15 protein-coding genes are annotated in these 18,342 nt (G+C 67.5%); 13 read left to right on the top strand and 2 right to left on the bottom strand.

Annotated elements, in window-relative coordinates; translation table 11 throughout:
• The 6 genes from AC1DOQ_RS26090 to AC1DOQ_RS26065 all read left to right on the top strand — a co-directional run.
• Positions 1-790: response regulator (locus tag AC1DOQ_RS26090; RefSeq protein ID WP_477371054.1), on the top strand; the 790-nt coding region annotated here is incomplete at its 5' end.
• Positions 791-860: 70 nt separating this feature from the next.
• Positions 861-4,289, top strand: a complete 3,429-nt coding sequence (gene recC, locus AC1DOQ_RS26085) for an exodeoxyribonuclease V subunit gamma (protein WP_477371051.1) — start codon at positions 861-863, stop codon at positions 4,287-4,289.
• Complete coding sequence (recB, locus tag AC1DOQ_RS26080) at positions 4,286-7,945, top strand: exodeoxyribonuclease V subunit beta (protein WP_477371048.1); 3,660 nt, start codon at positions 4,286-4,288, stop codon at positions 7,943-7,945. Before recC ends, recB begins: the two co-directional genes overlap by 4 nt.
• Positions 7,942-9,945: an exodeoxyribonuclease V subunit alpha gene (gene recD / locus AC1DOQ_RS26075; protein ID WP_477371045.1), complete on the top strand. Its 2,004-nt coding sequence runs from the start codon at positions 7,942-7,944 to the stop codon at positions 9,943-9,945. Before recB ends, recD begins: the two co-directional genes overlap by 4 nt.
• Before the next feature lie 193 nt (positions 9,946-10,138).
• Positions 10,139-10,999, top strand: coding sequence for a flagellar motor stator protein MotA (gene motA, locus AC1DOQ_RS26070; protein WP_477371042.1), 861 nt, complete (start codon positions 10,139-10,141; stop codon positions 10,997-10,999).
• A 270-nt stretch (positions 11,000-11,269) separates the two neighbouring features.
• The gene (locus AC1DOQ_RS26065; protein ID WP_477371039.1) at positions 11,270-11,647 is read left to right on the top strand and encodes a hypothetical protein; all 378 of its coding nucleotides are present in this window, start codon (positions 11,270-11,272) and stop codon (positions 11,645-11,647) included.
• On the opposite strand, the gene AC1DOQ_RS26060 is transcribed toward AC1DOQ_RS26065, so the two are convergent.
• Together AC1DOQ_RS26060 and AC1DOQ_RS26055 are read right to left on the bottom strand one after the other, a co-directional pair.
• On the bottom strand, positions 11,638-12,579 hold the full coding sequence (locus AC1DOQ_RS26060; RefSeq protein ID WP_477371036.1) for a serine hydrolase: 942 nt from the start codon (positions 12,577-12,579) through the stop codon (positions 11,638-11,640). The two genes, AC1DOQ_RS26065 and AC1DOQ_RS26060, sit on opposite strands and share 10 nt — an antisense overlap.
• A gap of 304 nt (positions 12,580-12,883) precedes the next feature.
• Positions 12,884-13,897, bottom strand: coding sequence for a sulfate ABC transporter substrate-binding protein (locus AC1DOQ_RS26055; protein ID WP_477371033.1), 1,014 nt, complete (start codon positions 13,895-13,897; stop codon positions 12,884-12,886).
• 196 nt (positions 13,898-14,093) lie between these two features.
• Here AC1DOQ_RS26055 and AC1DOQ_RS26050 point away from each other — a divergent pair, with 196 nt between their 5' ends.
• The 7 genes from AC1DOQ_RS26050 (at position 14,094) to AC1DOQ_RS26020 (ending at position 18,326) form a co-directional block, all read left to right on the top strand.
• On the top strand, positions 14,094-14,612 hold the full coding sequence (locus AC1DOQ_RS26050) for a GNAT family N-acetyltransferase (RefSeq protein ID WP_477371030.1): 519 nt from the start codon (positions 14,094-14,096) through the stop codon (positions 14,610-14,612).
• Positions 14,613-14,727: 115 nt separating this feature from the next.
• Positions 14,728-15,399 (top strand): YcbK family protein, encoded by a 672-nt coding sequence (locus tag AC1DOQ_RS26045; protein WP_477371027.1) that lies wholly within the window; start codon positions 14,728-14,730, stop codon positions 15,397-15,399.
• 90 nt (positions 15,400-15,489) lie between these two features.
• The gene (locus tag AC1DOQ_RS26040; RefSeq protein ID WP_477371024.1) at positions 15,490-15,771 is read left to right on the top strand and encodes a DUF378 domain-containing protein; all 282 of its coding nucleotides are present in this window, start codon (positions 15,490-15,492) and stop codon (positions 15,769-15,771) included.
• Positions 15,772-15,785: 14 nt separating this feature from the next.
• Positions 15,786-16,241 carry a metallophosphoesterase family protein gene (locus AC1DOQ_RS26035; protein WP_477371021.1) on the top strand — a complete coding sequence of 152 codons (456 nt, stop codon included), beginning with the start codon at positions 15,786-15,788 and terminating at the stop codon, positions 16,239-16,241.
• 90 nt (positions 16,242-16,331) lie between these two features.
• The gene (locus tag AC1DOQ_RS26030) at positions 16,332-16,748 is read left to right on the top strand and encodes a hypothetical protein (protein WP_477371018.1); all 417 of its coding nucleotides are present in this window, start codon (positions 16,332-16,334) and stop codon (positions 16,746-16,748) included.
• 78 nt (positions 16,749-16,826) lie between these two features.
• On the top strand, positions 16,827-17,633 hold the full coding sequence (locus tag AC1DOQ_RS26025; RefSeq protein WP_477371015.1) for a transporter substrate-binding domain-containing protein: 807 nt from the start codon (positions 16,827-16,829) through the stop codon (positions 17,631-17,633).
• 21 nt (positions 17,634-17,654) lie between these two features.
• Positions 17,655-18,326: an amino acid ABC transporter permease gene (locus AC1DOQ_RS26020; RefSeq protein WP_477371012.1), complete on the top strand. Its 672-nt coding sequence runs from the start codon at positions 17,655-17,657 to the stop codon at positions 18,324-18,326.
• Positions 18,327-18,342 lie beyond the last annotated feature (16 nt).

Here is an 18,342-nt window from a genome sequence, read left to right as displayed (position 1 = left end):
GGCGGGCAGCGCCATCCTGCTGGTCGAGGACAATGCCTTCAACCAGCAGGTGGCGCAGGAGCTGCTCGAAGACGCCGGCGCCCATGTGACGGTGGCCGGCAACGGCGGCGAGGCGCTGGCCCTGATGCGCGAGCGCGGGCCGCACTCGCCCTTCGACTGCGTGCTGATGGACGTGCAGATGCCGGTGATGGACGGCTTCGAAGCCACCCGTCGCATCCGCGCCGACGCCCGGCTGAAGGACACCCGCGTGATCGCGATGACGGCCAACGCCGGGCTGGAAGACCAGGCGCGCTGCCTGGCCGCCGGCATGGATGAATTCGTGACCAAGCCGGTGGCGCCCGAGACCCTGATCGCGACCGTGGCGCGCGCCCTCGGACGCAGCGTGCAGCGCGCGCTCGCGGCACCGGTGCCGGCGGCGCCCGCGAACACGCCGGCGCTGCTCGACCTGGACGTCCTGGCCGACACCTTTGCCGGCAATCCGGACAAGATGCGTAAATACGCCTTCATGTTCCTGGAGACGGCGCGCGAAGGCCTGCTGGAGATCGACCGCGCACTCGCGTCCGGCGAGGTCGGGCGCGCCGCCGGCGTCGCCCACCGCATCAAGTCCTCGGCGCGCACGGTGGGCGCGATGGGCTTCGGCGACGTCTGCGCCGACCTCGAAGCCCAGCGCGAGCGCGGTTCGATCGCCCAGGCGCGTTCGCTGGCGGCGCGCCTGCGTGCGCTGCTGGCGCGGCTGGAGCGCCACATTGCCGCGGAACTCGGGGCGCGCCAGCAGGACCAGAAAGTCTAACCCAGCCATAAACTTGTTCGGGAACCCTCCTTGGTAGTATCCTGCGGGGATCTACCCGAAGTCTTTCTCCATGCGATCCCCGATCTCCCCCGGCCTCCTCATCCTCCACGGCAACCAGATGGAGCTGCTGCGCGCCGCCGTCTTCGACTGGCTGCGTGCCAATCCCCTCGGTCCTCTCGAGGAGGAAATCATCCTCGTGCAGTCGAACGGCGTGGCCGAATGGCTGAAGATCGCGCTGGCCGAGGAGCTGGGCGTGTGCGCGGCCACCCGGGTGGCGCTGCCGGCGCGCTTCCTGTGGGAGGCCTACCGCGGCATGCTGGGGCCGGAGCGGGTGCCGAAGCGTTCGCCCTTCGACAAGGACGCGCTCACCTGGCGCCTGATGCGCCTGCTGCCCGAAGTGCTGGCCAAGGAACAGTTCGCGCCGCTGCGCCACTTCCTGCTGGACGGCGACCCCGAGCGCCGCCTGCAGCTGGCCGAGCGCCTGTCCGACCTCTACGACCAGTACCAGGTGTATCGCGCCGACTGGCTGACCGACTGGGCCAAGGGGCTCGACCAGTTGCGCCGGCCCGGCGGCGAACCGGTGCCGCTGGCGCCCGACCAGTGCTGGCAGGCCCAGCTCTGGCGCGAGGTCCACGAGAGCCTGCCGCCCGAGCGCCGCTGGTCGGGCCGCGCCACCATCCACCAGCAGTTCATGGCCGCGGTCGAGGAAGATCGCCAGCCGGCCCAGCGCCTGCCGCGCCGCGTGGTGCTGTTCGGGATGTCGACCCTGCCTTACCAGACCATCGAGGCGATGGCCGGCCTGTCGCGCCATACCCAGGTGCTGCTGGCGGTGCCGAATCCCTGCCAGTACCACTGGGGCGACATCATCGAGGGCCGCGAACTGCTGACCGCCGCCTACCGCCGCCACCAGGGCCGCAACGGCAGCAACCTGGCCGAGATCCCGGTCGAGGAACTGCATGCGCACAGCCATCCGCTGCTGGCGAGCTGGGGGCGCCAGGGCCGCGACTTCGTGCGCATGCTGGACGAATTCGACGGCGGCCAGGGCGCCAAGTTCGGCAACCTGCGGGTCGACCTGTTCAACGAGGGCGACAACGGCACGCTGCTGTCGCAGGTGCAGGCTGCGGTGCGCGACCTGCTGCCGCTGCTCGAACACCCGCACGTGCCGCCGGAACCCGCAGACCGCTCGATCGAATTCCACATCGCCCACAGCGCCCAGCGCGAGGTCGAGGTGCTGCACGACCAGCTGCTGTCCTGGTTCGCGGACAGCGACGGCACATTCGGCGACCAGCCCCTGCGTCCGCGCGACGTGGTCGTCATGGTGCCGGACATCGACACCTTCTCGGCCGCCGTGCACGCGGTGTTCGACCAGCACAAGCGGAACGACCCGCGCTACATCCCCTTCGAGATCGGCGACCTGAAGGACCGCAGCGTGAACCCGCTGCTGGTGGCCATGGAATGGCTGCTGCGCCTGCCGCAGCAGCGCTGCCGCCAGAGCGAGGTGCGCGACCTGCTGGACGTGCCGGCGCTGGCCGCACGCTTCGGCCTGGACGAGGATGATTTGCCGACCCTGGGCCGCTGGATCGAGGGCGCCAGCGTGCGCTGGGGCCTGGACCAGACCCACCGCGCGGGCCTCGGCCTCGGGTCGGCCGGCGAGCAGAATTCCTGGCTGTTCGGGATCCGCCGCATGCTGCTGGGTTACGCCACCGGTGCCGGCCCCAGCTTCGGCGACATCGAGCCCTATGCCGAAGTCGGCGGCCTCGATGCGGCCCTGGCCGGCGCCCTGGCCGAACTGGTGGAGAGCCTGCTGGCCTGGCGCGAACAGCTGGATGCCGTCCTGACCCCGGCCGAGTGGGGCGAGCGCGCCCGCGCCCTGATGGCGCGCTTCTTCCGCGCCCGCGACGACGAAGACCGCGTGATGCTGAACCAGCTCGAGGAAGCCCTGCAGTGCTGGCTGGAGATCTGCGAGAACGCGCTGTTCGACGAGCCGGTGCCGCTGGGCGTGATGCGCGAAGCCTGGCTGTCCGAACTCGACCAGCCGGCCCTGAGCCACCAGTTCGTCTCCGGCGGCGTGACTTTCTGCACCCTGATGCCGATGCGCGCCGTGCCCTTCCGCGTGGTCTGCCTGCTGGGCATGAACGACGGCGACTTCCCGCGCCGCGGCCACCAGTCCGACTTCGACCTGCTGGCGCTGCCCGGCATGCAGCGTCCGGGCGACCGCTCGCGCCGCGACGACGACCGCTACCTGATGCTGGAAGCGCTGCTGGCCGCGCGCGACAAATTCTACGTGAGCTGGGTCGGCCGCAACGTGCGCGACAATACCGAGCAGCCGGCCTCGGTGCTGGTCTCGCAGCTGCGCGACTACCTGAAGGCCGGCTGGGACCTCGACCTCGACGAACGCACCACGGTGCATGCACTGCAACCTTTCTCGCGCCGCTATTTCGAACGCGGCGGCCTGCTGACCTATGCCGGCGAATGGCGCTCGGCGCATCGCGACGAGGAAGCATCGGCGGGGGACGGCGATGCGCTGCCGCCCTACGAACTGGAAGCCGACTACCGCCTCAAGCTGGGCGAGCTGACCAGGTTCCTGCGCCAACCGGCGACTGACTTCTTCCGCCGCCGGCTGGGCGTCAACTTCGGCAGCCACGAGGTGGTGGGCGAGGACGAGGAACCGTTCTCGCTGGATGCCCTCGAGCGTTACTTCCTGGAAGACGCCCTGCTTGGCGAAGATAGAAATGCGGACAGCGGCACGCCCGAGCCCGAGGACGAAGTGCGCCAGGTGCTGGATGCGCGCGCCCAGCGCCTGGTGCGCGAGGGCAGGCTGCCGATCGGCCTGGTGGGCCGGCAGTGGCAGCAGCAGCTGGTGGAAGAACTGGTGCCGGTGCGGCGCAGCTGGCTGGCGCTGGGCGCCCGCTATCCGACGCCGGCGGCCAAGCTGGTAGTGAGCCTGGACCTGGACGGGATTCTGCTCGACGACTGGATCGACAAGCTGCGCAAAAATGAGCACGAGACCGTGTGGCTGCTGCAGATCTCGTCCAAGGTCCTGGACCGCAAGGGCGCGCCGCGCGGCGACAAGCTGATCGGCCCCTGGCTGCGCCAGCTGGCGGCAAGCGCCGCCGGCGCGGCCGTCACCGGCTACCTGGTGGCGCGCGACGCCACCCTCAAGATGGCGCCGCTGGATGCGGAACTTGCCCGCGCCACCCTCGCGAACCTGGCTGCGCTGTGGCGGGCCAACCTCGACCACCCGCTGGCGGTGGCCTGCAAGACCGCGCTGGCCCAGCTGGCCGGGGACGACCCGCGCGAGGCCTACGACGGCGGCTTCGAGATCCGCGGCGAAGTCGAGGATCCGGTGCTGGCGCGCATGTGGCCGGAATTCGCCGTGCTGCGCGCGTCCGGCGACTGGCCGCGCACGGCCGAGGCCCTGTACGGTCCGCTGGCCGCCTGGCTGCGCGACGGCGTGCAGGTGACCCGGTTCGGCGACAAGGAAGGGGAGCAGGCATGAGCCAGTTGCTCCAGCCCCTGGATTTTCCCCTGCACGGCTCGCGCCTGATCGAGGCCAGCGCCGGCACCGGCAAGACCTGGACCATCGCCGCGCTGTATTTGCGCCTGGTGCTCGGCCACGGCGAGGCGAACGGCTTCGCCAGGCCGCTGTTGCCGCCCGAGATCCTGGTGATGACCTTCACCCGCGCCGCCACCCGCGAACTGTCGAACCGGGTGCGCGAACGCCTGGTGCAGGCGGCCGCCTACTTCCGCGGTGACTCCTACGTCGACGATCCCTACCTGGAGGCGCTGGCCGACAGCTACGCCGACGATGCCGAGCGCCTGGTCGCCGCCCACCGCCTGGTGCTGGCCGCCGAAACCATGGACGAGGCGGCGATCTTCACCATCGACGCCTGGTGCCAGCGCATGCTGCGCGAGCACGCCTTCGACAGCGGCATCCTGTTCGACGAAGAGCTGGTCAGCGACGAGCGCGCCCTGTTCGAGGATGCCGCCAACGATTACTGGCGCCAGCACGTCTATCCGCTCAACGGCCATGCGCTGAAATCGCTGCTGGCGGTGTGGCACGACGTCGAAGCCCTGAAGGGCGCGGCGCGCGAGCTGGTCAAGCGCGCCGAGCTGCTGGGTCCGGACTGCGTCGACGAGAACGGCAATCCGAACGACATGGCGCCGCTGGGGGCCGTGATCGCCGGCGTCGAGCGCGCCCAGCAGGCCAGGCTGGCGCGCCTGAAGGAAGGCTGGAGCGAACGTGCCGATGCGATGGAGTCCTGGATCGGCTCGCACCGGGCGGTGAATCCGCGCTGCTTCAATGGCAACAAGATGCGTCCCGAGTCGCTGGTGAAGTGGTTCGAGGCCCTGCGCAGCTGGGCCGCCGATCCCGCGCGTGTCATGCCCGACCTCGGCGACACCGCCTGGCGCCGCCTGACCCCGCACGGCATCGCCGACGCCTTCTCGCGCGACTTCAGCGCCGAGGTGCCGGCGTGCTTCGAGCACACCGAAGCCTTGAAGGAGGCGCTCGACGGGATCGAGCCGATGGCGCATGCGCTGCTGCGCCACGCCGCCTGCAATATCGCCCGCCGCATGATCGACCTGAAGCGCCGCAACCGCCAGTTCGGCTTCGCCGACATGCTGGCGCGCCTGAAGGCCGCGCTGGAAGGCGTGAACGGCGAGGCGCTGCGCAAGCGCATCCTCGACCAGTTCCCGGTCGCGATGGTCGACGAATTTCAGGATACCTCGCCCGACCAGTACCGCATCTTCGACCTGCTGTACCGGGTGGCCGACAACGACCCGGGCCACGGCCTGTTCCTGATCGGCGACCCGAAGCAGTCGATCTACGGCTTCCGCGGCGCCGACATCCACAGTTACCTGTCCGCGCGGCGCGCCACCGAAGGGCGGCACTACCAGCTCGGCACCAACTACCGTTCGACCAAGGCACTGGTGCAGGCGGTCAACCGCCTGTTCGAATACGCCGAGGGCGGCAATGAGCATCCAGGCTACGCCGCCGGCGCCTTCCGCTTCCGTAAGGACGGCGAGAATCCGCTGCCCTTCGAACCGGTCGATGCGGCCGGGCGTGGCCAGGAACTGGTCGGCGTGGACGGTCCCTTCCAGGCGCTGGCGGTGGCCTCGACCCCGCGCGACGACCTGCGCGCCGACGACTACCGCGACTTCTTCGCCCACCACTGCGCCGAGCACATCGTCACTCTGCTGAACGATCCGCAGGTGGGCTTCCGCGACCGCGAAGGCGGTTTCAAGCGCCTGATGCCGGCCGATATCGCGGTGCTGGTGCGCGACCGCCGCGAAGCCTCGGCGATCCGGCGTGCGCTGGTGCAGAGGAAGGTTGCCAGCGTCTACCTGTCCGACCAGGACTCGGTGGTCGACAGCCAGGAGGCGGTGGACGTGCTGCGCTGGCTGCAGGCGGTCGCCAGTCCGCTCGACGGCGTGCTGGCGCGCACTGCCTTCGCCACCGCCACCTGCGCGCTGTCGCTGACCGAGCTGGCCCGCCTGTCGAGCGACGAACTGGCCTGGGAAGAACGGGTCGAGCAGCTGAAAGGTCTGCACCAGACCTGGCAGCGCCAGGGCGTGCTTGCGATGCTGCGCCGCTTCATCCACGAACTGGGCTTGCCGGCTAAGCTGCTGGCTGCCGCCGGCGGCGAACGGCGCCTGACCAACCTGCTGCACCTGGCCGAACTGCTGCAGGAAGCCAGCCGCGAACTGGATGGCGAGCAGGCCCTGATCCGCTGGTTCGCCGAGCAGGTCGAAGGCCTGGGCGAGGGCGGCGACGAGCGCGTGCTGCGCCTGGAGAGCGACGCCGAGCTGGTCAAGGTCGTCACCGTGCACAAGTCGAAGGGCCTGGAATACCCGCTGGTCTACCTGCCGTTTGCCGTCACCGCGCGCAAGACCGACCGCCGCAACCGCGCCTTCTTCGAATACGTGGTCGAAGACGGCGCGCGCCGCATCGACCTCGGCCTGAGCGAAGATGCGCTGCAGGCGGTCGACCGCGCCCGCCTGGAAGAAGACCTGCGCCTGCTGTACGTGGCGCTGACCCGCGCCCGCCACTTCCTGTGGCTGGGCGTGGCGGCGGTGGCGGCCGGCCGCAAGGGCGAGAACCGCCTGCACGAATCGGCGCTCGGCTACCTGCTGACCGGCGGCGAGCCGATCGGCGCCGATGCCATGGCCGAGAGCTGGGAAGCCCTGCGCGGCAGCCTGGACGCGATCGAGCTGCACACCCTGGACGCGCCCGAGGGTTGTACCCGCCTGGCGCGCGCCGACGTGCGCCCCGAGCTGGTCGAGGCACCGGCCTTTGCCGGCCAGTTCGAGCGCAACTGGGCGGTCGGTTCCTTCACCTCGCTGACCCGCCATACGGTGGCGCCGCCGACCCGGCCCCAGGAAGAGAACCTGCTGGAAGAAGACGAGCCGGGCACGGTCGAAGCCTTGCGGGTGGACGACGCGCCCTGGCACCGCTTCCCGCGCGGCGCCACGCCCGGCAACTTCCTGCACGAGCAGCTGGAGTGGATGGCGCAGGAAGGCTTCGGACGCATCGACGAGGACGATTTCATCAAGCGCCTGCACCAGCGCATCAAGCGCGCCGGCTGGGGCAACCGGGTGGACGACGCCATGGCCTGGCTCGACGCCCTGGTCACCTTGCCACTGCCGCCGGTCGGTTGCGCCCTGTCGGATCTGGAGGAAGTGCTGCCGGAGATGGAGTTCTGGTTCCCGAGCCAGGCCCTCGACGTCGGCGCGCTGGACCGCCTGTGCCGCCAGCGCCTGCTCGGCGACGCGCCGCGTCCGACCCTGCCGGAACGCCAGCTGCACGGCATGCTGAAAGGCTTCACGGACCTGGTGTTCGAATGCCGGGGCCGCTACTGGGTGCTGGACTACAAGTCGAACGCGCTGGGACCCGGCGACGCCGCCTATACCCAGCCGGCGATGGCGGCCGCGATGGCCGGCCACCGCTACGACATCCAGGGCGCGATCTACCTGCTGGCCCTGCACCGCCTGCTGCGCGCGCGCCTGGGCGAGCGCTACGACCCACGCGAGCAGCTGGGTGGCGCCGTCTTCCTGTTCCTGCGCGGGATCGGGAACGAGGCGACCCGCGGCTGCTACCTGATCGAGCCCGACATGGAACTGCTCGACGGACTCGACGAGCTTCTTGCGACATGAATACTTTTATCGACCCCGACAAGATCGACGTCTTCTGGTTCGAGGTGGAACGCCTGACCGAAGCCGGCGAGCTGCGCCGCCTGTCCGGCGCCTTTGCCCGTTTCGTCGCCTCGCTCGGACCGGCGCCCGGTCCGCTGCTGCTGGCATCCCTGGTGCTGTCCGAGCTGGAAGGCCGCGGCCATAGCTGCCTGCTGCTGTCCGACTTGGCCGAGGATGCGGCCGCGCTGCTTGGCCTGCCCGCCGAGGAGTGGACGGAACTGGCCGCCGCCATCAAGCCGCTGCCGAAGAACGTCAAGGGCTGGATGGCCCAGCTGGCCGGCTGCGAGCAGGTGTGGCAGGCCGGCACCTTCGATTACGGCCAGCCGCTGGTGCTCGACGGCGATGCCGACGATGCGCGCCTCTACCTGCGCCGCTACTGGCGCGATGAGACCACGGTCGCGACCAGCGTGCGCGAACGCGCGCGCGAACGGCGCGAAGTCGACGCCGGCGCCGTGCGCGGATGGCTGGACCTGCTGTTCGCATCCCAGCGCGCGTCCGAACAGCCGGACGCGGCCCGGCCGGACGCGGCCCGGCCGGACTGGCAGAAGCTGGCCTGCGCGATCGCCCTGCGCGGCAGGATGGCGATCATCACCGGCGGCCCCGGCACCGGCAAGACCTATACGGTGGCGCGCCTGCTGGCGCTGCTGTTCGCGACCGCGCCGGACGCCGCCCGCCAGCGCATCGCCCTGGCCGCGCCGACCGGCAAGGCGGCCGCGCGCCTGAAGCAGTCGATCGACAAGGCCCTCGGCGAGCTGGCCGACAAGGTCGGCGCCCAGCTGCCGCTGCGCGAGCTGACCGCGCGCATGGGCGCCGCCCGCACCCTGCACAGCCTGCTGGGCGCGCGTCCGGACAGCCGTGCCTTCGCCCATCACCGCGGCAACCCGCTCGACGTCGACGTGCTGATCGTCGACGAAGCCTCGATGGTCCACCTGGAGATGATGGCGTCGCTGCTGGACGCGCTGCCGCCCTCGGCGACCCTGATCCTGCTGGGCGACAAGGACCAGCTGGCCTCGGTGGAGGCGGGCGCGGTGCTGGGCGACCTGTGTGCCGACGCCCAGGCCGGCAATTACGACGACGCCACCGTCGCCTATGTGCGCGAGGCCAGCGGCGAAGAAATCCCGGCGGACTATGTGCACGGCGGCGGCGCCCTGGCCCAGCAGACCGTGATGCTGCGCCACAGCCGCCGTTTCGGCGGGCCGATCGGACAGCTGGCGCTGGCCGTGAATGCCGGCGACATCGAGGCCGCGGCCGCGGTGCTGCGCGCTCGCGGCGTGCAGGACGTCGAAGGCGCCCACACGCTGCGCTGGATCGAGCACGCCCAGCAGCAGCACGCGATCGGGCTGGCGCTGGAAGGCTACCGGCCCTATCTGCGCCAGCTGGGCGAGGGACCAGGAACGGGGCAGGCCCACGAGGACTGGGTGCGCTCCGTGCTGCAGCGCTTCGAAGCCTTCCGCATCCTGTGCGCGGTGCGCGAGGGCGAGTGGGGCGTCGAGGGCCTGAACACGGCGATCGAGCAACGCCTCGACCAGGCCGGCCTGATCCGCCGAAGCGGCGACTGGTACGTCGGCCGCCCCGTCATGGTGACCCGCAACGACTATTCGACCAATGTGTTCAACGGCGACATCGGCCTGACCCTGGCCGACCCGGCCCGACCCGGTTCGCTGCGCGTCTACTTCCTCGAAGGCGACAAGGTGCGCAGCGTGCTGGCCACCCGCCTGCGCCACGTCGAAACGGCATACGCGATGACGGTGCACAAATCCCAGGGCTCGGAATTCGCCCACACGGTGCTGGCGCTGCCGAAAGAGGGCGGGGCGGTACTGACACGCGAGCTGGTGTACACCGGCATTACGCGGGCCAGCCGGGAGTTCACGCTTCTCACGCCGGTGCCGAATGTGCTGGGGGAGGCGATCGGGCGGCGGACGCACCGGGCCAGTGGTCTGCGGGGGATGATCGAGCGATGAGCTTGTAGCACGTCGTTCCCGCGAAGGCGGGAACCCAAGTTCATCGTGGGCCGTGAGCGGACTTTCCGGCTATGCACGCAAACTTGGATCCCCGCCTGCGCGGGGACGACGAGACAGGACTTTTGCGCCGGTCTTTGCTTTCCGTATGGCAACAATGTTAAAGTTGCTGCCTGGGAATTCTGGAGACCGTGCCATGTTGATCGTAGTTGGATTTATCATCGTGCTGCTGGCCGTGTTCGGCGGCTTCGTGCTGCAGGACGGGCATTTGGCCGCGCTGTTCCAGCCCTATGAACTGCTGATGATCTTCGGCGGCGCACTGGGCGCCTTCGTGATCGGCAATGACCGCAAGGCCATCTCGCTGACCTGGCACAGCATCCCGACCCTGTTCCACGGCTCGCGCTACACGCGGGAGCTGTACATGACGCTGATGGCGCTGATGTTCGACCTGCTGACCAAGGTGCGCCGCGAAGGCCTGATGTCGCTCGAGGACGACATCGACGCACCCTACGAAAGCGCGATCTTCGCCAAATACCGGCTGGTGCTGATGGACCATCACCTGCTCGACTTCATCACCGATTACCTGCGCCTGCTGGTGTCCGGCACCATGAATTCCTACCAGCTCGAGAACCTGATGGACAACGAGATCGAGACCTACCAGGAAGACGCCGAGATCCCGGTCCAGGCCATCAGCAAGCTGGCCGACGGCATGCCGGCCTTCGGCATCGTCGCCGCGGTGATGGGCGTGGTGCATACCATGGGGTCGATCGGCCGTCCGCCGGCGGAACTGGGCAGCCTGATCGCGGCCGCCCTGGTCGGCACCTTCCTCGGCATCCTGCTGTCCTATGGCCTGGTGGCGCCGCTCGCCAGCCTGCTGCACCGCCGCCACCAGGAAGTGGTGAAGGCCCTGCAGTGCGTGAAGGTGACCCTGCTGGCCAGCATGAACGGCTATGCGCCGACCATCGCGGTCGAATTCGGGCGCAAGGTCATCTCCGCCACCGAGCGTCCGAGCTTCGCCGAACTCGAAGGACATGTGCGGCAGCTGAAGTCGCGCTGAGCATTGTCTTTTTATCTGGACAGGCGTATTGTCGACATGTGGTGCGATTCGTTCGCACCTGGGTCTCGGGTGAGACCTCCCCCTCTCAAGCCGACCGCTTCCGGTCGGTGGCCGAAAGGCAGGTGAATAAGCTCAATTTGAGCTTGTTTGCGGAAGTGGAGAAGAGTGGGCGACCGCAACGAGAGGCCGGTCGCTTTACTGGCGCCAGCCAGTCGAATTTCTCCATTCCGTAAATAAGCACAGACGCACCATTGGTGCGGGAGCTTATCTATGGCCCTCTCGACAATCCTCCTCACGCTAGTCTTTGCCGTTGCCGCCCACCTCCTTGTCCGCTTCCAGCATGAACAGCGGCGAGGAAAACTGGTGTGGGGCCGACTTGTCATCCCATTCGGCAAGACCGCTGAATGGCTGCTTTACTTCTCGGCGATGGTGTTCGCCATCGACCATCTGGGCACGGGCCGTCCTGCGAGCGTGGACGGGGCGATCGCCCACACGCGGCCAGCGCAAACGGCGGAGCCAGGTCATTCGACGCTCCCTTCGGCCGGACGGCATCCACGGCGGCTTGGCAAGACCGTTGCGGCAACAAAAAAGCCGCAGAATCATGCGCTCTGCGGCTTGCGGTCCGGCGGCGCCGACGATCAGCGGTGACGGCGATGGCGCGACACCGGCGCATGCTTGAAGCGGCCGCGGCCTGCGGAGGCCTTGACGCGGGCGCCGCCGGCCGAGGCCTTGATGCGCGGACCGCCGACGGCGGCGCGTGCGCGGACCGGGCTGGTGGCCACTGGGGCGTCGTCGCCCAGCACGTGGCGGCGGATGTTCAGGGCGTCCAGCACGCGCACCGAGGAGGCGCCGGCGTTCAGCAGCACCATGGTCGCGTTCTTGCCGGCGGCCTTGATGCGCATGATCAGGCAGCGGCCCGCTTCCTGGGTGTAGCCGGTCTTCGACAGGCCGATGTCCCAGCCCTTGGCACCGACCAGGCGGTTGGTGTTGTGGTACTCGACGTCGCGGCCCTTGATGTTGATCAGGTGCTCCGACGAGGTCGTGATGCGGGTGATCTCGGAGTAGTTGGCGGCGGCGGTCGCCATCTTGACCAGGTCGGCCGCGGTCGACTGGTTATGCGGGCTCAGGCCGGTCGGCTCCTCGATCACGGTCTGGGTCATGCCCAGCGCGGCGATCTTGCGTTTCACCGCCAGGCGGAACGCGTCCATGCCGCCCGGATAGGTGCGGCCGAGGGCGGCGGCGGCGCGGTTATCCGAGGACATCAGGGCCAGCTGCAGCACGTCGCGGCGCGGAATGGTCGCACCGACCGGCACCCGCGAGCTGCTGTGCTTGAGCATGTCGACGTCCTGCTTCTCGATCTCGATCGGCTCGTTCATGTCCTGGTGGGCATCGAGCACGACCATCGCGGTCATCAGCTTGGTCAGCGAAGCGATCGGCGCGACGGTCGAGGCATTCTTCTCGTACAGCACCTTGCCGGTGTCGTCTTCGACCACCAGCACGGACTGCGATCCAAAAGGCACGGCGAGGGCGGCCGCGCTGGAAATCGTCATCAGCACGGCAGCGAGGAATTTTTTGATCATGTGTGTGTATGAGGTACGGTTAATGGTCGGGCGCCGGACGGCGGCGGAGCATCAAATCGTTCAGTTAGCCCAATAGCGTCAAGCTAGATGGGAACTTTTTATTGGCGATTCATAGAAATCGAAACCAACAGCAAGATTCTACAAGAAAAAAGGCCTCGCGTTGAAGCAAGGCCTTCTTTGTGAACGGAAATTTAGCGAATTATCTTAAAGAAATCTCTTAAAAGCGACTCAGCATTATTTTCCGTTGGTAAATCCTGTATATCTATACAGCATTATTGCATTTATTAATTCTAATTCGACTTATTTATTTGGATTGATAGATCTTGTCGAATTCGCCGCCATCGTCGAAGTGACGTTTCTGGGCCGCGCGCCAGCCGCCGAATACGTCGTCGACAGTGAACAGCTGGATCGGCTTGTAGTTGGCGGCGTATTGCTTCATCACCTTCTCGTTACGCACGCGCAGGTAGTGCTTGGCACCGATCGCCTGGCCGGCATCCGAGTACAGGAAGTTCAGGTAAGCGGTGGCTTGCTTGCGCACGCCCTTGCGGTCGACCACCTTGTCGACGATCGCCACCGGGGTTTCGGCCAGCACGGAAATCGAGGGGTAGACGACTTCGAAATTGTCGCCGAATTCGGCGCGCACCAGGTTCACCTCGTTCTCGAAGGTCACCAGGATGTCGCCGATCTGGCGCTGGGTGAAGGTGGTGGTGGCGGCGCGGCCGCCGGCGTCCAGCACCGGCACGTTCTTGAAGATCTTGCCGACCAGCTCGCGGGCCTGGGCTTCGTTGCCGCCTTTCTTGATGACCGAGCCCCAGGCCGCAAGATAGGTGTAGCGGCCGTTGCCGGCGGTCTTCGGATTCGGGATCACGACCTTGACACCCGGCTTGGCCAGGTCGGCCCAGTCGTGGATGCCTTTCGGGTTGCCCTTGCGCACCAGGAACACCATGGTCGAGTAATAGGGCGAGGCATTGTTCGGGAATTTCTTGGTCCAATCCTTGGCGACCAGGCCGCGGTCGGCCAGCATGTCGATGTCGTTGGCCTGGTTCAAGGTCACGACCGAGGCTTCGAGGCCGTCGGCGACGGCGCGCGCCTGCTTGCTGGAGCCGCCGTGCGATTGCTTGATGGTGACGGTTTCGCCCGTGTTCTTCTTCCATTCGGCGACGAAGGCGGGGTTCACGTCCTTGTACAGTTCGCGCGCGACGTCGTAGGAGACGTTCAGCAGTTCGACTTCGGCGGCCTGGGAGGCGAGCGGCAGCACGGCGCCCAGCGCCAGGGTCAGCGCCAGCAGGCGGCGCAGCGGGGAATAGGTTTGGACCATTGTTTGTTCTTCCTTGTAGAGACCAGTGGAAAGCGGATTCATCATCCACGAAGACTCAGGACAACAGAAGTACATTTTAATCATATGCTTAGAGCGCCCATGTTCGGCGCATGGCCGGACAGCAGGATCCCGGACTTTGGGTTATAGTCCGGCTTTCCACATCCCGGAACAACTTTTTCCACCTCACAAGTACTACATGGGTATTGACATTCGCCAGGCAACACCGAACGACGCGCCAGCAGCGTGCGCACTGCTGCGCCGCTCGATCGAGGAAGGCTGCGCGGCCGATCACGGCCGGCGCGCGGACATCCTCCAGTCCTGGCTGAGCAACAAGACCACGCAGAACGTCGGCGCCTGGTTTTCCTCGTCCAGCAATTATGCGGTGGTCGCCGTCGACGGCGGGGCGCTGACCGGACTGGCGCTGCTCACCCAGGCCGGCAAGCTGGCCCTGTGCTATGTGATGCCGGGACAGCTGCGCAAGGGCATCGGCCGCGCCATGATGCGCGCCGTCGAAGCCCAGGCCCGCGCCTGGGACATCGGCCGCCTGCACATGCAAGCCCCGGCCTCGGCCAGTCCCTTCTTCGAAGCCCTCGGCTATATCAATGCCGGCAAGGACAAGGCCTGTTTCGGCCTCGAATGCGATTTCCTGTGGAAGCAGCTGAATGCGGTCGAAGTGCCGGCCGGCAAGCGATTCTGTAATTGCAGCGGCAAATAAGCACAACGCCGTGTAATTAGCGCGTTTGTTGCGCGAAACCTTACGTTACACGAACTCATCTTTTTTCCTTTTGTCCATTGAGATATAGTAAGGAAGTTTCAATGATGAGTTTGATATGGCTTCCCGCAGAGATTTCCTTCACCAAGGCTTGCGTCTTACCGCACTCGGCCTGGTCGCCACGCCGCTGATCGACGCCAGGGCCGCCAGGCGCGGCGCCGGCGAGTCCAGCCAGGCCAAACCGGACGCACCCAGCGTCGACATCGCGCCGCCGCCCGACCTGTTCGACGCCCAGGTCGTCGACCTCGATTTCTGGGTCAAGCCGCGCACCCTGTCCGTGATCCGTCCCGCCAGCGGCGAGCGCAGCAAGGTCCTGTACTGGAAGGATGGCGAGATCATCGACTCGGCCTACCAGGAACTGTGCCACATGCTGCGCGACGTGAACGGCAAGGCCAGCATGGCGATCGATCCCAAGCTGATCGAGACCCTGTGGGCGTCCCAGGCCTTCGTCCAGCGCTACGGCCTCGACAAGCCGCTCGAGATCCTGTCCGGCTACCGCACCCCGGCGTCCAACAACCGCCTGATCGAGCAGGGCGTGCCGGCCGCGCGCCAGTCCCTGCACATGTCCGGCAAGGCGGCCGACGTCCGCATCGCCGGCCTGACCGAGGAAGTGCTGGGCGGCCTGGTGCGCAGTTTCCGCCAGGGCGGCGTCGGCTTCTACTACCGTTCCGGTCCCAAGGGCGGCTGGATCCACACGGACACCGGCCTCAACCGTACCTGGAAGGGCTGAGCCCCGGACGGTAGGCGGCGCGCACCCGCGCGCATTTTTGCTATCGTGGGTTCCGCATCGACCCTTTCGAAGGAGGACATGATGGCAACCATGAACGCACCTACCATGGAACGGCGGCACCTGCCCGAACGGCGGGCGGCCGCGCGCGAGGGGCACTCGGCGATGTCGGCGATCGACTACATCGCGATGGCCCTGCTGATCATCGGCGGCCTGAACTGGGCCATGGTCGGCCTGTTCGACGTCGACGTCGTCGCCAGCCTGTTCGGCGCCGGCAGCCCGGCCACCCGGCTCGTGTATGTGATCGTCGGCATCGCCGCCCTGTGGTCGATCTGGACGGCCGCCAGGCTGGGCCGCGGCCGGCATTCCGGCTGAGCGCACGGCGGGCCATGCGGATCGGACTGATCTCGGATACGCACGGCCTGCTGCGCCCGGAAGCGCTGGCCTTCCTGGCCGGCAGCGACCACATCGTGCATGGCGGCGACATCGGCAATCCCGAGATCCTCGAGCGCCTGGCCGCCATCGCGCCGCTGACTGTGGTGCGCGGGAATAACGATACCGCCGCCTGGGCCGGGACGATTCCCGCAACCGCCCGCCTGGCCGTGGACGGGGTGAGCATCCTCGTCATCCACGACCTGAAGGAACTCGCGGACGACCCGGCCGCGGACGGCGTCCGCGTGGTCGTGTCCGGCCACTCGCACAAGCCGGCCTGCGTTGAGCGCGGCGGCGTGCTCTACGTGAACCCGGGCAGTGCGGGGCGGCGCCGCTTCACGCTGCCGATCGCGGCCGGCGAACTGCTGGTCGAGGATGGGCGGGTCGAGGCCAGGCTGGTCACGCTCGCATGAGAGCCCGAACCGTGCTTCTTGCGCCGCCGGGTATAGTGGCTTAGCATACGCGCCGTTTCCATCCTCATCATCACCGTAGCCGAGCCCCTCATGAGCCAAGATTCGACCAAGGACAGTGCCGAACGCCCCCGTTTCCGTCCGGTGCCCTGGACCCCGCTGGAAACCCCGCAGGACGTCGAACTCTGGATCGATGCGCACAACCGCACCATGCAGGAGATGATCGGTCCGCAGGAGACCGGGGTCGGGGTACGCTTCACGCTGGCGCCGGGCGGCGAGGTCTACCTGCAGACCGCCGGCGACGCCGTGCTGCTGGACGTCGAGCCGGACGCCTCCTGGATCGCACCGCTGATCATGGCCGCGACCGCGGCCGAACAGCCGTCCGGCCAGGTCTGGGTCCTGCCCGACGACAAGCTGGTGCAGCTGCTGCTGGGCCTGTCGACCCTGGTCGAGAGCACCCTGATCGTCACCGGCCACAACTTCGGCAAGCATAGCCGCAGGCTATATTGATAGACGAATAATTCCCTTTTCGCATGCCCGTAATTGCGTTATAACTCTGGCTCTGGTGCTTGAAAGGAGAGCGAGGCGATGCAAACGGGGTCCCCGAACAATTTTCGTAGAACGCTGCTGGGCGCTGCCATCGCGGCCTGCGCGGTGCTGGCGCTGCCGGTCCATGCGGCCGACCTGCTCGACGCCGCCAAGGCGCGCGGCACCCTGCGCATCGCCCTCGAGGGAACCTATCCGCCTTTCAATTTCAAGGATCCGAAGACCGGCCAGCTGACCGGCTACGACGTCGACGTCGCCAGGCTGGTGGCGGCCAGGCTCGGGCTGAAGCCGGAATTCGTGACCACCGAATGGGCTTCGATCCTGGCTGGCCTGGGCGCCGGCAAGTACGACGTCATCATCAGCCAGGTCAACGTTACGCCCAAGCGCGAACAGGCTTTCGATTTCTCGACTCCCTATACCTATTCGACCCCGCAGCTGATCGTGCGCCGCAACGAGCGCATCGAGTACCGCAAGCTGGAAGACCTGAAGGGCAAGAAGGTCGGCGTCGGCCAGGGCAGCGTGTTCGAGCAGCAGGCCAAGGCCATGCCCGGCATCGACGTGAAGAGCTACCCGGCGGCGCCGGAAAACCTGCAGGACCTGGCCTTCGGACGCATCGACGCGGCCCTGAACGACAGCCTGATGGTGGCCTACCTGCTGAAATCCTCGCAGCTGCCGATCCGCGCCGGCGCGCGCGTGGGCGCGGTCGAGCGCACCGCGGCCGCCTTCCAGAAGAACAATCCGAAGTTCCGTGCCGCCATCGACAAGGCGCTCGAGGACGCGCGCGCCGACGGCAGCCTGAAAGCCGCCTCGGTGAAGTGGTTCGGCGTCGACGCCACCCACGCGCCATGAGCGGGCCTTACTGAAGCCGGCATGGAGTTCCAGGAACTGCTGGACTTGCTGCGCGAGTCCGCGCCGGTCATGCTGCGCGGCGCCGGCTACACCCTGCTGCTGGCCGTCGCCGCCATGCTCGGCGGACTGGTGCTGGGCCTGCCCACCGCCCTGATGCGGGTGTCGCCGTGGGCGCTGCTGCGCTGGCCGGCGGCGGTCTACGTCAGCGCCTTCCGCGGCACGCCGCTGCTGGTGCAGCTGTTCGTCGTCTATTACGGCCTGCCGAGCATCGGCATCGAGTTCACGCCGGTGGCGGCCGGGGTGCTGACCCTGTCCCTGAATGCCGGCGCCTACCTGTCCGAGAGCCTGCGCGGCGCCATCCTGGCGGTCGCCCAGGGCCAGTGGCGGGCCGCCTACAGCCTCGGCCTCGGCTGGGGCCAGACCCTGGGCCACGTGGTGCTGCCGCAGGCGCTGCGGGTCGCGGTGCCGTCGATGAGCAATACCTTGATCAGCCTGATCAAGGACACCTCGCTGGTGTCGGTAATCACCATGACCGAGTTGATGCTCGTCACCAAAGAATTGATCTCCGTTACATTCCGTCCATTGCCGCTCTACGTCGCAGCGGCCCTCATCTACTGGATCCTGAGCCTGTTCTTCGAACGCCTGCAACGCCGTGCCGAGCGGCGCTTCAGCCGGGGGCATCAAGCGCACTAAAACGATTGCGGTTCGA

This window comes from Massilia sp. 01N417 (assembly GCF_056399645.1).
The sequence above is the reverse complement of the archived record's forward strand: the minus strand, read 5'-3'. Positions and strand labels throughout refer to the sequence as shown.

Coding starts and splice junctions, on each gene's coding strand:
- recC (WP_477371051.1), top strand. CDS start 861: ATGCGATCCCCGATCTCCCCCGGCCTCCTCATCCTCCACGGCAACCAG.
- recB (WP_477371048.1), top strand. CDS start 4,286: ATGAGCCAGTTGCTCCAGCCCCTGGATTTTCCCCTGCACGGCTCGCGC.
- recD (WP_477371045.1), top strand. CDS start 7,942: ATGAATACTTTTATCGACCCCGACAAGATCGACGTCTTCTGGTTCGAG.
- motA (WP_477371042.1), top strand. CDS start 10,139: ATGTTGATCGTAGTTGGATTTATCATCGTGCTGCTGGCCGTGTTCGGC.
- AC1DOQ_RS26065 (WP_477371039.1), top strand. CDS start 11,270: ATGGCCCTCTCGACAATCCTCCTCACGCTAGTCTTTGCCGTTGCCGCC.
- AC1DOQ_RS26060 (WP_477371036.1), bottom strand. CDS start 12,579: ATGATCAAAAAATTCCTCGCTGCCGTGCTGATGACGATTTCCAGCGCG.
- AC1DOQ_RS26055 (WP_477371033.1), bottom strand. CDS start 13,897: ATGGTCCAAACCTATTCCCCGCTGCGCCGCCTGCTGGCGCTGACCCTG.
- AC1DOQ_RS26050 (WP_477371030.1), top strand. CDS start 14,094: ATGGGTATTGACATTCGCCAGGCAACACCGAACGACGCGCCAGCAGCG.
- AC1DOQ_RS26045 (WP_477371027.1), top strand. CDS start 14,728: ATGGCTTCCCGCAGAGATTTCCTTCACCAAGGCTTGCGTCTTACCGCA.
- AC1DOQ_RS26040 (WP_477371024.1), top strand. CDS start 15,490: ATGAACGCACCTACCATGGAACGGCGGCACCTGCCCGAACGGCGGGCG.
- AC1DOQ_RS26035 (WP_477371021.1), top strand. CDS start 15,786: ATGCGGATCGGACTGATCTCGGATACGCACGGCCTGCTGCGCCCGGAA.
- AC1DOQ_RS26030 (WP_477371018.1), top strand. CDS start 16,332: ATGAGCCAAGATTCGACCAAGGACAGTGCCGAACGCCCCCGTTTCCGT.
- AC1DOQ_RS26025 (WP_477371015.1), top strand. CDS start 16,827: ATGCAAACGGGGTCCCCGAACAATTTTCGTAGAACGCTGCTGGGCGCT.
- AC1DOQ_RS26020 (WP_477371012.1), top strand. CDS start 17,655: ATGGAGTTCCAGGAACTGCTGGACTTGCTGCGCGAGTCCGCGCCGGTC.